Annotated in this window: 11 protein-coding genes; 5 read left to right on the top strand and 6 right to left on the bottom strand. The window is 69.8% G+C overall.

Going from position 1 to position 12,933, the window contains the following annotated elements:
- Positions 1 to 220: 220 nt before the first annotated feature.
- Genes ACI3KX_RS16475 through ACI3KX_RS16460 form a run of 4 tightly spaced genes read right to left on the bottom strand, consistent with a single transcriptional unit; the run spans position 221 to position 4,196 of the window.
- Positions 221 to 961, bottom strand: a complete 741-nt coding sequence (locus ACI3KX_RS16475; RefSeq protein WP_331912077.1) for an ABC transporter ATP-binding protein — start codon at positions 959 to 961, stop codon at positions 221 to 223.
- Positions 958 to 1,968: an ABC transporter ATP-binding protein gene (locus tag ACI3KX_RS16470; RefSeq protein ID WP_349426476.1), complete on the bottom strand. Its 1,011-nt coding sequence runs from the start codon at positions 1,966 to 1,968 to the stop codon at positions 958 to 960. The genes ACI3KX_RS16475 and ACI3KX_RS16470 overlap by 4 nt, the downstream gene beginning before the upstream one ends.
- Positions 1,958 to 2,938 carry a branched-chain amino acid ABC transporter permease gene (locus ACI3KX_RS16465; RefSeq protein WP_349426477.1) on the bottom strand — a complete coding sequence of 327 codons (981 nt, stop codon included), beginning with the start codon at positions 2,936 to 2,938 and terminating at the stop codon, positions 1,958 to 1,960. Before ACI3KX_RS16465 ends, ACI3KX_RS16470 begins: the two co-directional genes overlap by 11 nt.
- A 10-nt stretch (positions 2,939 to 2,948) precedes the next feature.
- Positions 2,949 to 4,196 (bottom strand): ABC transporter permease subunit, encoded by a 1,248-nt coding sequence (locus ACI3KX_RS16460; RefSeq protein WP_404910392.1) that lies wholly within the window; start codon positions 4,194 to 4,196, stop codon positions 2,949 to 2,951.
- A gap of 359 nt (positions 4,197 to 4,555) precedes the next feature.
- Between ACI3KX_RS16460 and guaB the strand changes: the two genes are divergently transcribed.
- Positions 4,556 to 6,058, top strand: coding sequence for an IMP dehydrogenase (gene guaB, locus ACI3KX_RS16455; RefSeq protein ID WP_349426478.1), 1,503 nt, complete (start codon positions 4,556 to 4,558; stop codon positions 6,056 to 6,058).
- 40 nt (positions 6,059 to 6,098) lie between these two features.
- Here the strand turns inward: guaB and ACI3KX_RS16450 are convergent, their stop codons facing one another.
- Positions 6,099 to 7,205, bottom strand: coding sequence for an FAD-dependent oxidoreductase (locus ACI3KX_RS16450; RefSeq protein WP_404910391.1), 1,107 nt, complete (start codon positions 7,203 to 7,205; stop codon positions 6,099 to 6,101).
- Positions 7,206 to 7,385: 180 nt separating this feature from the next.
- Between ACI3KX_RS16450 and ACI3KX_RS16445 the strand changes: the two genes are divergently transcribed.
- Positions 7,386 to 8,009: a TMEM175 family protein gene (locus ACI3KX_RS16445; protein WP_349426480.1), complete on the top strand. Its 624-nt coding sequence runs from the start codon at positions 7,386 to 7,388 to the stop codon at positions 8,007 to 8,009.
- A 129-nt stretch (positions 8,010 to 8,138) separates the two neighbouring features.
- Here the strand turns inward: ACI3KX_RS16445 and ACI3KX_RS16440 are convergent, their stop codons facing one another.
- Entirely contained in the window at positions 8,139 to 9,647 is a 1,509-nt protein-coding gene (locus ACI3KX_RS16440) for an MFS transporter (RefSeq protein WP_404910390.1), read from the bottom strand.
- 87 nt (positions 9,648 to 9,734) lie between these two features.
- Here ACI3KX_RS16440 and ACI3KX_RS16435 point away from each other — a divergent pair, with 87 nt between their 5' ends.
- The 3 genes from ACI3KX_RS16435 (at position 9,735) to ACI3KX_RS16425 (ending at position 12,884) form a co-directional block, all read left to right on the top strand.
- Positions 9,735 to 10,391 (top strand): TetR/AcrR family transcriptional regulator, encoded by a 657-nt coding sequence (locus tag ACI3KX_RS16435; RefSeq protein WP_404910389.1) that lies wholly within the window; start codon positions 9,735 to 9,737, stop codon positions 10,389 to 10,391.
- Between the two features lie 159 nt (positions 10,392 to 10,550).
- A complete protein-coding gene (locus ACI3KX_RS16430) occupies positions 10,551 to 10,835 on the top strand; it encodes a DUF2277 domain-containing protein (protein WP_404910388.1) in 285 nt (94 codons plus the stop codon).
- A gap of 360 nt (positions 10,836 to 11,195) precedes the next feature.
- Positions 11,196 to 12,884, top strand: coding sequence for an ABC-F family ATP-binding cassette domain-containing protein (locus ACI3KX_RS16425; RefSeq protein ID WP_404910387.1), 1,689 nt, complete (start codon positions 11,196 to 11,198; stop codon positions 12,882 to 12,884).
- The last annotated feature ends 49 nt before the right edge of the window (positions 12,885 to 12,933 follow it).

The following is a 12,933-nucleotide window of genomic DNA, read 5'->3' as shown; positions in this document are numbered from 1 at the left end:
CCTCGGACCCGGGGCCGTTCCGCGTCGTGGGCGGCTGACGAGGCCGCCGCCGGGGCCGCCGATCATCTCGAGGCCGCCTACAGCAGGCACCGAGACTTCACCTGACCGCCGAGACAGCGGTTGACACCGCAGTCTCGGCGGTCAGATGAGGTTTCGCGGTCAAAGCGATGGGGGACGGATGCCGCGGCATCCGTCCCCCATCGTCGAAGGTGTGCAGGAACTAGGTGCCCAGCGTGCCCAGGTACAGCTCGGTGACCTTGGGGTCGTTGAGCAGCTGGCGGCCGGATCCCGTGTAAGCGTCGCGGCCCTGGTCGAGCACGTAGCCGCGGTCGCAGATCTGCAGGCAGCGCCGTGCGTTCTGCTCCACCATGATGCAGGTGACGCCCGCCTTGTTGATCTCGGAGACGCGGATGAATGCCTCGTCCTGCCGGACGGGGGAGAGGCCCGCCGACGGCTCATCGAGCAGCAGCACCTTGGGATCCATCATGAGCGCGCGGCTCATCGCCACCATCTGGCGCTCGCCGCCCGAGAGCGATCCGGCGCGCTGCTTGAGCCGCTTGCCGAGCTCGGAGAAGATCCCCGTGACGAACTCGAGCCGCTCCTTGTAGGCGCTCGGGCGCTGATAGAGCCCCATCTGCAGGTTCTCTTCGATGGTGAGGCTCGGGAACACGTTGTTGTTCTGCGGGATGAAGCCGACGCCGCGCGCGACGAGCTTGTTGGCGCGCAGGCCGGTGATGTCGTCGCCCTCCAGGGTGATCGTGCCGCTGCGCACGTTCACCTGCCCGAAGATCGCCTTCAGCAGAGTCGACTTGCCGGCGCCGTTCGGGCCGATGATGCCGATCAGCTCGCCTTCATGGGCGACGAGGCTGCAGCCGTTGAGGATGTTCACCCCGGGCAGGTAGCCGGCGTGGACATCTTCGACGACGACGACGGGTGTGCCCGTCGCGGTGGGAGCGGTCATCGGCCGTCCTCCTCTTCTTCTGCTTCTTCCTCCGCGACGCCCGCGTCGACGAGTGCGGCGGCATCCGCCGCGGCAGATGCCGAGGCATCCGTCGTCGGATCGGCCTCGACGATGTCGATGCGGCCCGTCACGACGCCCAGATCGAGCTCCTGGTGGGCGCCGAGGTAGGCGTCGATCACGGCGGGGTTGTTCATGACCGTGGTGGGGTCGCCCTCGGCGACGATCTTGCCCTCGGCCATGACGATGACCCAGTCGGCGATGTGGCGCACCATGTTCATGTCGTGCTCGACGAACAGGACCGTCATGCCGAGGTCCTTGAGGTCGAGGATGTGGTCGAGCAAGGACTGCGTGAGTGCCGGGTTGACCCCGGCCATCGGCTCGTCGAGCATGACCAACGTCGGCTCGGTCATGAGCGACCGTGCCATCTCGAGCAGCTTGCGCTGGCCGCCCGACAGGCTGGCGGCGAAGTCGTCGGCTTTCGCGTCGAGCTTGAACTTCTCGAGCAGCACCATCGCGCGGTCTTCGAACTCGGCATCCTGCGATCGCCACAGGGCGGGGATCAGGCTGCCCCAGAACTTCTCGCCGCGTTGATTCTTCGCGCCGAGCTTCATGTTCTCCATCACCGTCAACAGGCCCAGGGCCTTGGTGAGCTGGAACGTCCGGACCAGACCCATGCGCGCCACCTTGTAGGCGGGTACGCCCGACAGTGACTTTCCGTCGAAGGTCCAGGTGCCATGATCCGGGCGATCGAAACCGGTGAGCAGGTTGAACAGCGTCGTCTTGCCGGCGCCGTTGGGCCCGATGAGCGCGGTGATGGCGTTGCGCGGGATCTCGAGGTGCTCGACGTCGACCGCGTTGACGCCGCCGAAGGAACGGCGCACGTCGTCGGCGATGATGATCGGGTCGACCTTCGGGACGCCGGGTACCGCGTCGCCGACGTGAAGCCCGGTGGTCTTCGGCCGGGCGACCGGCGCGGCGCCGGTGACCGGGGCGCTTTCACTTGACAAAGGTCAGCTCCTTCTTGTTGCCCAGGAGTCCCTGAGGCATGAAGATCACGAGCAGCATGAGCGCGACGCCGACGAGGATGAAGCGCAGTGTGCCCGCCTGGATCTGCGACAGACCGAACAGCCAGCCGGCTTCGGCCATCGCCGGCAGGACATTCGAGAGGAATGTCTGGAGCGCCCAGAAGATCAGCGAGCCCAGCAGCGGACCGAACACGGTCGCGGCTCCACCGAGGAGGAGCGCCGTCCAGACGAAGAAGGTCAGCGACGTGACGTACACGCCCGGGCTGACCGCGGACGGCAGTGCGTAGACGATGCCACCGGCCGCCGCGAGGACACCGCCGAGCACGAGCGCCTGCATCTTGTACGAGAAGACGTTCTTGCCGAGCGAGCGCACGGCGTCCTCGTCCTCGCGGATGCCCTTGAGCGTGCGCCCCCATGGGCTGCGCATCAGCATCCACACGACGAGCACCGCGATGCCGATCGTGATGATGCCCATGATGCGCACCCACCACCCGGTCTCGTTGTAGACCCACGGGCCGAAACCGTACTCGCCGCGCGGGATGGGGTTCGACGCCCGGAAGCTGGTGTGGTAGCCGCTGAGCCCGTCTGCCGAGCCGGTCACGTCGTCGAACGCCGTCGTGAGGAACAGCAGGCGCAGAACCTCGGCCGCGGCGATCGTCACGATCGCGAGGTAGTCGCCGCGAAGACGAAGGGTCGGGATGCCGAGGATCAGCGCGAAGATCGCTGCCGCCCCGAGCCCGATCAGGGCGCCCGCCCACCAGGGGAGGCCGAACGACAGGATCGAGATCGCGTAGCCGTAGGCGCCCATGGCCATGAAGCCCGCGATGCCCATGTTGATCAGGCCGGCGTAGCCGAAGTGCACCGCGAGTCCGAGAGCCGCCAGGGCGTAGCCCATCGTCGCCGGGCTGAGGATCGACGACAGCGTGTTGGAGAGTATCTGCAACCAGTCCATGAGTGTGTCCCTAACCAATCCGCTCGCGTCGGCCCAGGATCCCCTGTGGTCGGAAGAGCAGGATGACGATGAGGATGAACAAAGCGCTGGCGTACTTGAGGTCGGCCGGGATCCACAGGCTCGACACCTCCACCAGGATTCCGACGATCAGCGCACCGACGAGGGCGCCGTAAGCGGTGCCGAGTCCGCCGAGGACGACCGCGGCGAACATGAGCAGCAGGATCTGCGCGCCCATGTCCCACTTGATGCCGGGACGGTAGTAGGCGTAGAGGATGCCGGCGAGGCCGGCGAGGGCGCCCGCGACGATCCACACGACGCGCACGACGGCGTCGACGTCGATGCCGGATGCCGCAGCCAGCGAGGCGTTGTCCGAGATGGCGCGCGTCGCCTTGCCCGTCCGCGAGCGGGTGAGCCACAGCGCGAACGCGACGATGACCACGATCGAGATCGCCAGCGAGATCATGTCGATGACGCTCATCTGGACGGAGCCGAACAGCGAGATCTTGGACTCCGACGAACCCGGGAGCTGGAGCGTGCCACCGCCGATGAACAGCTGGAAGGTGTAGCGCAGCGCGAGCGAGAGGCCGATGCTGACGATCATCAGCTGCACGACGCCGACCCGGCGCCGGCGCAGCGGCCGCCAGAGGATGACGTCGAGGAACAGCCCGAAGAGGGCGCTGAGCACGACCGCGACCGGATAGCCGAGCCACCACGGCAGCGCGAGGCTCGCGGGCCCGACGAGCATGAACGCGGCGATGGCGCCGAAGGTCACCATCTCGCCGTGTGCGAAGTTCGAGATGCCCGTGGTGCCGAACACCAGTGAGAGGCCGATCGCGGCGAGCGCGAGCATCAGGCCGAAGCTGAGGCCCTGGATGACGCGCTGAACGAGCTGGTCGAAGAAGCTCGTGACGTTGCGCTCGCCTTCGCCGATGAAGAAGTTGACGCTCACGCGCCCGCCCGGCCCCACCTCGGCCTCTTTGACGTTCGGGGTGTCGTCTTCGGGATCGACGACGGCGATGCCCTCGGGGAGGGTGTCTTCGTCGAGCGTCACGACGTAGGTCTCGCCCCGCTCGGGGACGCCCACCCGCCATTGGCCGTTCTCGTCGGTCTCGACCTCTTGCAGGCCGCCGGGGCCGTCGACGGTGAGCGTCACGCCCTCGAGGGGCTCGCCGTCGAGCTGTACGTTGCCGCTGATCCGATAGGGATCGTCTTCAGCGGCCAGAGCGGGTGTCGCAGTGGCGAACAGTCCCAGTGCCACGAGAAACAGAGCGAAGAGAGCGGCTGCCACACGCGCTCGGACGCGTCTCGGGATAGCAGTCGTAGGACCCACAGAACCTCCAGTTCGGCACCACGCGGACACCGAAGCTCGGGTCGCATCGGCCGTGATGACGACGCTACGACTGTAATGTGTCGTCGCTGTTTCGCCTACGGTGCGATGTGGATAAGTGACCCGATCGCAACCGGACGGCACTCGGCGGCTCGCGCGCTCGCGCGTGCCGTTTACTGCGGGAACAAACGGCCCCGCCCGACGCTTAGAATCGAGTACGGAGCGTCACGAGCGCACCGGCCGTCGCCGTCCACCCCCGAGAGCACGCGCGCGCCGCGCGAGGAGACCCCATGGAGCACAACGACCCCTTCGGCTTCGTCGGACTGACCTACGACGATGTGCTGCTGCTGCCCGGCCACACCGACGTGATCCCCAGCGAGGCCGACACGTCGTCCCGCGTGACGCGACGCATCACCGTCGCGACGCCGCTCATCTCGAGCGCGATGGACACGGTGACCGAGTCGCGCATGGCGATCGCCATCGCCCGCGAAGGCGGTCTCGGCATCATCCACCGCAACCTCTCGATCCAGGACCAGGCCTCGATGGTCGACCGCGTGAAGCGCAGCGAGTCCGGGATGATCACCGACCCGATCACGACCACTCCCGACGCGACGATCGAAGAGGTCGACTCCCTCTGCTCGCAGTACCGCATCTCGGGCCTGCCCGTCATCGACGACGACAACCGCCTCGTCGGCATCGTGACCAACCGCGACATGCGCTTCGTCTCGGGCTTCGAGCGCCAGACGACCAAGGTGCGCGACGTGATGACGACCGAGGGGCTCGTCACCGGCCGCGTCGGCATCAGCGCGGGTGAGGTCATCGCCCTGTTCGCCCAGCACCGGGTCGAGAAGCTGCCGCTCATCGACGAGGACGGCACCCTCGCGGGCCTCATCACGATCAAGGACTTCGACAAGAGCGAGAAGTACCCGCTCGCCACCAAGGACGAGCAGGGCCGCCTCCGCGTCGGCGCGGCGATCGGCTTCTTCGGCGACGCCTGGCAGCGCGCCGAGGCGCTTCGCGACGCCGGTGTCGACGTGCTCGTCGTCGACACCGCCAACGGCCAGTCCGCCGGCGTCATCGACATCGTCCGCCGCCTCAAGGCCGACGCCAGCTTCGACCACATCGACGTCATCGGCGGCAACGTCGCGACCCGCGAGGGCGCACAGGCGCTCATCGACGCGGGCGTCGACGCCGTCAAGGTGGGCGTCGGGCCGGGCTCGATCTGCACCACCCGCGTCGTCGCCGGCGTGGGCGTGCCGCAGGTGACGGCGGTGTACGAGGCGTACCTGGCCGCCCGCGAAGCGGGTGTGCCCGTGATCGCCGACGGCGGCCTGCAGTACTCGGGCGACATCGCCAAGGCGCTCGTCGCCGGTGCCGACACCGTCATGCTCGGCTCGCTCCTCGCCGGCACCGACGAGTCGCCGGGCGAGATCGTCTTCCAGGGCGGCAAGCAGTTCAAGCAGTACCGCGGCATGGGCTCGCTCGGCGCGCTCCAGACGCGCGGCAAGAAGACGTCCTACTCGAAGGACCGCTACTTCCAGGCCGACGTCCCCAGCGACGACAAGCTCATCCCCGAGGGGATCGAGGGACAGGTCGCGTACCGCGGTCCCGTGTCGGCCGTCGCGTACCAGCTCGTCGGCGGCCTGCGCCAGTCGATGTTCTACGTCGGCGCCCGCACGATCGACGAGCTCAAGGCCAAGGGCAAGTTCGTGCGCATCACCGCGGCCGGGCTCAAGGAGTCGCACCCGCACGACGTCCAGATCGTCGTCGAGGCGCCCAACTACAAGAAGTAGCCCTCCGTCGGGCCCTGTGAGCGGATGCCGCGGCCCGGCGTCAGCGGATCCGGAACGCCTCGGCGGCTCGGGCGGCGTCGTCGGTCGCGAGGTCGGCGAGCACCGAGCCGACCGCCGGCGTGAACTTGAAGCCGTGCCCCGAGAAGCCCGCGCCGACGACGATGCGACCGCGGCGATCGAGCACGAAGTCCTCGGAGTCCGTCGAGGTGTACGTGCAGCTGATCGGCTCGGCCGATTCGGGGTCGAGTCCGGGGAACCACTCGGCTACGTAGTCGTGCAGTGCCGCAGCGAGCGAGGGCACCGGCCGGAACGTCCGGCGGTCGGGGTCCACGACCGGTCCGACGTGGTGGAAGCCCACCTTCACGCCCTCGCCCGGCGTAGGCATCCCGTAGGTCGGGCCCGGGTAGGTCCCGCGCGAGACGAGATGGTTGAACGAGGGCCAGCGGGCGTCTGCTGAGATCGGGGCGAAATTCGCGGGGCTCTCTTCGGTCACCGTCAGCCGGGGGAGCGGGAACGACGCGGGCACGATGCCGGGGGTCCAGGCGCCCGACGTGACCACCGCCGTCTCGGCCACGACGTCGTAGCGGCGGTCGCCGTCGTCGACCGTGAGCGCGACGCCGTCGCCGCGCTCTTCGAGGGCGACGACGCGGTGGCTGTAGCGGATGTCGGCACCGTGGCTGCGCGCGCCGTGCTCGAGCGCATCCAGGGCCGCCGCGGCCCGCACCACGCCTGCATCCGGGGTGAACAGCACGTCGCCGTCGAACCGCATCCCGCTCCAGCGGCGTGCGGCATCGACCGGCTCGAGGATCTCGGCGCGCTCGCCGCGCGCGACGAGCGCCTCGTGCACCTCGGCGACCACGGCGTCGTCGCCGTGGGTCAGCAGACCGTGCAGCCGCAGCAGCGGCTCACCGGTCGTGCGAGAGAGCTCGTCCCACTCGGTGCGCGCGAGGGCGAGCAGGTCGAGGTAGTGCGCGGCGGCGTAGGCGTTGTTGAAGTTGCGTGTCGCGCCGTGCGATGCACCGTGCGTGTGGCCGCGCTCGAACCGTTCGAGGGTCAGCACCCGGTGCCCGCGCCGGGCGAGCTGCCAGGTCGTGGCGAGTCCCATCGCACCGGCGCCGACGACGACATGCGGAACGTGCTCGGTCACGGGTCGGTCCTCCACGGATCTGGGGCGCCGGCCGACGGCGCCCACGCGGAGCCCGTCGCAGGCGTGGGCTGCGGCATCCGTCGTCCATCCTCGCGCAGCGCGCGTGAACGATCGGCAGGGAGTCGGAGTATGACGGCCGGCATCCCCATCGGCGTGGCCGTGTGTCGCTACCCTGGCGCCATGATCAGGCAGCGGCAGCATCCTGCGGCGACACAGCGCACCACGCGCCTCGAGGCGTTCACCGACGGCGTGTTCGCGATCGCGGCGACGCTCCTGGTGCTCGACCTCACGTCGAACTCGCTGGGCGAGGTCGATTCCGACACTCAGATGTGGGCTGCCCTGGGCGGCATGTACGAGCTGTTCATCAACTTCGCGATCAGCTTCGCGCTGCTGTGCCTGCTCTGGATGGTCCATGTGCGGCAGTTCGAGCACATCGCGCGGGTCGACTCCGTGATGCTCTGGCTCAACAACGGGCGCCTGCTGTTCATCGTGCTCGTGCCGTTCGCGACGCGGCTGATGACCGAGTACGAGGCGTACTACGCGGGTCGCCTCGCGATGCCGGTCACGTTCTTCCTTGCGATCCTCTTCAGCTGGGTGCAGTGGCAGTGGGCGGTCCGCCATCGTGAGGTCATGCTGCCCGACATGAGCGCCGCGGATGCCGCCGCCTACGGTCGCGGCTCGCTCAGCGCGGTGGTGATCGGCGGGCTGGTCGTCGTCGCGTCGCCGTGGATCGGGTCGGCCGCGTTCCTGCTGTTCCTGCTCGACGGGCCGTTCACCCGGCTGCTGCGCGGCAAGGGCGACTGAGCGGGCGGACGCCCTCGGTCGGGCGCGCTGCCGCGGACGAGGTCATGCGCTCTCGCCGAGCGCACATGTCCGCGACGCGGGGAGCATGTGGTTTCGGCGAGAGCGCACGATGTGGACAGGCGCGCGGGCTTACCGCGCGATGCCCACGGGCTCTGGGGAGCCGGCACCCGTCGGCGCGAAAGCTTCGGCACCAGCGGGGGCGGCATCGGTGCCGGCGGTCGCGGCGGCGGCCGCGGCATCCGTTGCCTTACCCGACGGGAGCCACAGCGCCACGACCGTCGCGGCGAGCAGCACCGCCGCACCCGTGAACACGGCCGGACGCGCCGCGTCGACGTACAGATCGGGCATGAGCTCGCCGCCGGCGCTCACGAAGATCGCGGTCATCACGGCGGTGCCGAGGGCGACGCCCAGTTCGCGGACGGTGGAGTTCACGCCGGACGCCTTCGCGTGGTCGATGAGCCCCAGCGTGGCGAGCAGGGCGGTGGCGGACGGGGCGAACACGAGCGCCATCCCGACCCCGGCCATCACGAACGGGACGATGAGCGCCGGGTAGTCGAGGTCGGTCGACATGATCGACGCGATCCAGGTGAGCGCGGCACCCTGCAGGGCGAGGCCCAGCACCAGCAGCAGCCGCGTGCCCACGCGGGGGGCCAGGATGCCGGCGATCGGCGCCACGACCATCGGCGCGAGCGTCCACGGCGTGGTCTGCACCGCGGCCTCGAGCGGGGTGGAGCCCTGCACGACCTGGAGGTACTGGATGAGGATGAACACCGAGCCGAAGGTGCCGAAGCTGAACGCGAAGCCGATGATGTTCGTGATCGAGAACGATCGGTCGCGGAACAGCCGCAGCGGCATGAGCGGGGCCTTCGCCCGCATCTGCCACCCCAGGAAGGCGGCGATCAGGAGCGCGCCGACGACGATCTCGACGATGACGCCGGGGGAGTCCCAGCCGTCGTCGTTGCCGCGCACGATCGCATGGACGAGGGCCAGCACGCCCGCCGCCGCGAGCACGGCTCCGGGTACGTCGATGCGGGCGCGGGCGCCGAAGTCGTTGTTGAGCACGACCAGCGCGAGCGGAATCGCGATGAGGGCGACGGGCACGTTGATCCAGAAGATCGCCTGCCAGTTCCAGCCCTCCATGATGGCGCCGCCGACGAGGGGCCCGACGGCGACGCCGAGGCCCGAGACGCCGCCCCAGATGCCGATCGCGAGGGCGCGCCGCGCGGGCGGGACGGCGCCGCTCAGCAGGGCCAGCGAGAGCGGCATGACGCCCGCCGCCCCGAGGCCCTGCACGGCGCGGGCGGCGATGAGCTGCCCGGGGTCGGTGCTGAGCGCGGCGAGCACCGACCCGGCGCCGAAGACGGCGATGCCGATGGCGAACAGCGTCCGGCGGCCGAAGCGGTCGCCGAGTGCCGAGGCGATGAGGATCGTGCCGGCGAACGCGAGCGTGTACGCGTTCACGAACCACTGCAGCTCCTCGACGCTCGCCCCCATCTCGCTGTGCAGGACGGGCAGAGCGTTGGTCATGACGAGGTTGTCGAGCGTGGCCATGAACATCGGGAGGGATGCCGCGGCCAGCACGAGCGCGAACGGGCGCGGTCGCCGCCGCGTCCGCGGGGCGAGGGAGGTGTCGGTCATGAGAATCTCCGGTTGTAATCGAATGATTACCACAATGTAGTAATCGACTGATTACAAAGTCAAGTCATTCGCTGATAACCTCGGAGCATGACTTCTGTGCAGCGGGACGGCAGCGGCGCCACCGCCCTCGACGAGCCGGCCGAGACCGGCAAGCGCCTGTCGTCCGACGAGCGGCGCCGGCAGATCCTGGTGGCCGCGCTCGCCGTCTTCGGCACCCGCGGGTACGAGGGCGCGACGACCGACGAGGTCGCCCGCGCCGCGGGAGTCAGCCAGCCGTACGTGGTGCGGCTGTTCGGCTCCAAGGAGAACCTGTTCCTCGCGACGATCGAGGACGCCCTGACACGGCTGCTCGCGGCGTTCCGCGCCGCGCTCGCCGCCGACGAGGGCGACGACCTCCCCGCCGCCAAGCGCATCGGACAGGCTTACGTCGACCTCATCGAGGTGCGGGGCCTGCACCAGACCCTCGCGCACGCCTACCTCCTGGGGAGCAACCCGGTGATCGGCGCCGCCGCGCGCCGCGGGTTCGCGGCGGTGTGGCGGTTCTTCCGCGAGGAGATGGGGCTCGACGCCGATGAGGCCCGCGCATTCATGGCCGAGGGCATGCTGATCAGCACGATGATCGGGCTGCGCATCGTCGACGACTACGGGTCGGACCCGCAGATCACCGAGCTCTTCCGCTCCTGCTTCCCGAGCGAGCTGCCGCACGTGCTCGACGTCCTCCCTCGGGGCGACGAGCGCTGGTAGCGCGCCGGGTCGCGGCATCCGTCGAGGTCGTGTGATCTCGTCGAGAGCGCATGTCGTTGGCGCGCGCGGATCTCGGCGAGGTGGTGCGATCCCGACGCCGGTTCATCGAAGGATGCCGCCCCTTGGCCGCCGTCGGAGGCGCGGCGTATCGTCGGGGGCATGTGCCGGAACATCCACACGCTCCACAACTTCGAGCCCGCGGCGAGCTCCGACGAGGTGCACGCGGCCGCCCTCCAGTACGTGCGCAAGATCGCGGGCACCACGAAGCCCTCGAAGGCGAACGAGGAGGCGTTCGATCGCGCCGTCCACGAGATCGCCCACCTCACGCAGCACCTCCTCGACGACCTCGTCGCGACGGCGCCGCCGAAGAACCGCGAGGTCGAGGCGGCGAAGGCGCGCGAGCGGGCGATCAAGTCCGGCCGGTACGCCGCGCCGGCGGCCTGAGCCCGGTCGTCGAGCGCGCGAGGAACGAGCGAGCCGCATGAGCCCCGGTCGTTGAGCGAGCGAGGAACGAGCGCGACGAAACGCGCCTTACCCGGCGCAGCCCGCCGGCTCGAGGCGTTTCGTCTCGGTCGCCGGCGCTCCCTCGCTCAACGACCGTGGCCGGCGTCGGGATCGCCGTCGCGTCTCGATCGCTCCGGTCCCGGTCGTTGAGCGAGCGAGGAACGAGCGAGACGAAACGCGCCCTCGACCACGCGAGTGCTCGGGTTGAGATAGTCTGGTCGGCTCCCTGATCGGCGACGGACGCTTCGACTCGTCCCTCGCTCAGCGCAAGTGCCGCACCGGAGCAGACAGGGAAACACCGTGGGCTACATCGACATCGCCGCCGTCTCGTATGCGCTGCCTGACGGACGGCCGCTCCTGGACGAAGTCTCGTTCCGCGTCGGCGAGGGATCGACGACCGCGCTGATCGGGCAGAACGGGGCCGGCAAGACCACGCTGCTGCGGATCATCCGCGACGAGATCCCGGCGCACGGCGGCGTCGTGCAGATCGACGGCGGCCTCGGCGTCATGGACCAGTTCGTGGGCCACGGCGGACCTGGGCAGACCGTCCACGATCTGCTGATCGCCGTCGCACCCGATCGCGTGCGCCGCGCCGCACGCGAGCTGGAGGACGCGGAGGCGGCCATCATCGAGCGCGACGACCTCGACACGCAGATGCGGTACGCCGGAGCGCTCGCCGACTACGCCGAGGCGGGCGGCTACGAGTACGAGACCGTCTGGGACACCTGCACGACGGCGGCACTCGGCATCCCGTTCTCGCGTGCCCGGTTCCGCGAGCTGACGACGCTGTCGGGCGGCGAGCAGAAGCGGCTCGCGCTCGAGGCGCTGCTGCGCGGACCCGACCAGGTGCTGCTGCTGGACGAGCCCGACAACTACCTCGACGTGCCCGGCAAGCGGTGGCTGGAGGAGCGCCTGCGCGAGACCCAGAAGACCGTCCTGCTGGTCTCGCACGACCGCGAGTTGCTGGCGCGCGCCGCCGACCGCATCGTGACGCTCGAGGTCGGCGGCGCGGGCAGCACCGCGTGGGTGCACGGCGGCGGCTTCGGCACGTATCACCGTGCTCGCGACGACCGCATGGCGCGACTCGACGAGCTGCGGCGGCGCTGGGACGAGCAGCACGTCAAGCTCAAGGAGCTCGTCGCGACGCTCAAGGTGAAGGCCACGGCGAACGACACGTTCACTTCGCGCTACCGTGCCGCCCAGACGCGACTGCGCAAATTCGAGGGGGCGGGCCCGCCGCAGGAGCGGCCGAGGGAGCAGGACCTCGATGTGCGCCTGCGCGGTGCGCGCACCGGGCGGCGCGCGGTCGTCGCCGAGCAGCTCGAGCTCACCGGACTGATGCGGCCCTTCGACGTCGAGGTGTGGTTCGGCGACCGGGTCGCGGTGCTGGGGTCGAACGGCTCGGGCAAGTCGCACTTCCTGCGGCTGCTCGCGCGCGGCGGCACCGATCCCGACGGTCGGCTCGGCCACCTGACCACGACGGGTGCGGCGCTGGATCCGGTCGCGCACACCGGACGGGCGATCCTCGGCGCGCGCGTCGTCCCCGGCTGGTTCGCGCAGACCCACCGCCACCCCGAGTTCGACGGCAGGACGCTGCTCGACATCCTGCACCGCGGCGAGGACGCACGAGTGGGGCTTCCGCGCGAGGCGGCGAGCAGCGCGCTCGACCGCTACGGCCTCGTCGGCCAGGCCGAGCAGACGTTCGACAGCCTGTCGGGCGGCCAGCAGGCGCGGTTCCAGATCCTGCTGCTCGAGCTCTCGGGCGCGACGCTGCTGCTCCTGGACGAGCCGACCGACAACCTCGACCTCGTCTCTGCCGAGGCGCTGCAGGACGCCCTCGCCCGCTTCGAGGGGACCGTGCTCGCCGTCACGCACGACCGGTGGCTGGCGAAGTCCTTCGACCGCTTCCTGGTGTTCGGCTCCGACGGCCGGGTGTTCGAGTCCGGCGAGCCGGTCTGGGACGAGACCCGCGTCGCGCGGGCGCGCTAGGGATGACGGATGCCGCGGCCCGCGGCATCCGTCCCCGCAGCGTCCCCGC

Origin of the sequence: Microbacterium sp. ZW CA_36 (assembly GCF_044987475.1) — a bacterium.
GTDB lineage: Bacteria > Actinomycetota > Actinomycetes > Actinomycetales > Microbacteriaceae > Microbacterium.
The sequence above is the reverse complement of the archived record's forward strand: the minus strand, read 5'-3'. Positions and strand labels throughout refer to the sequence as shown.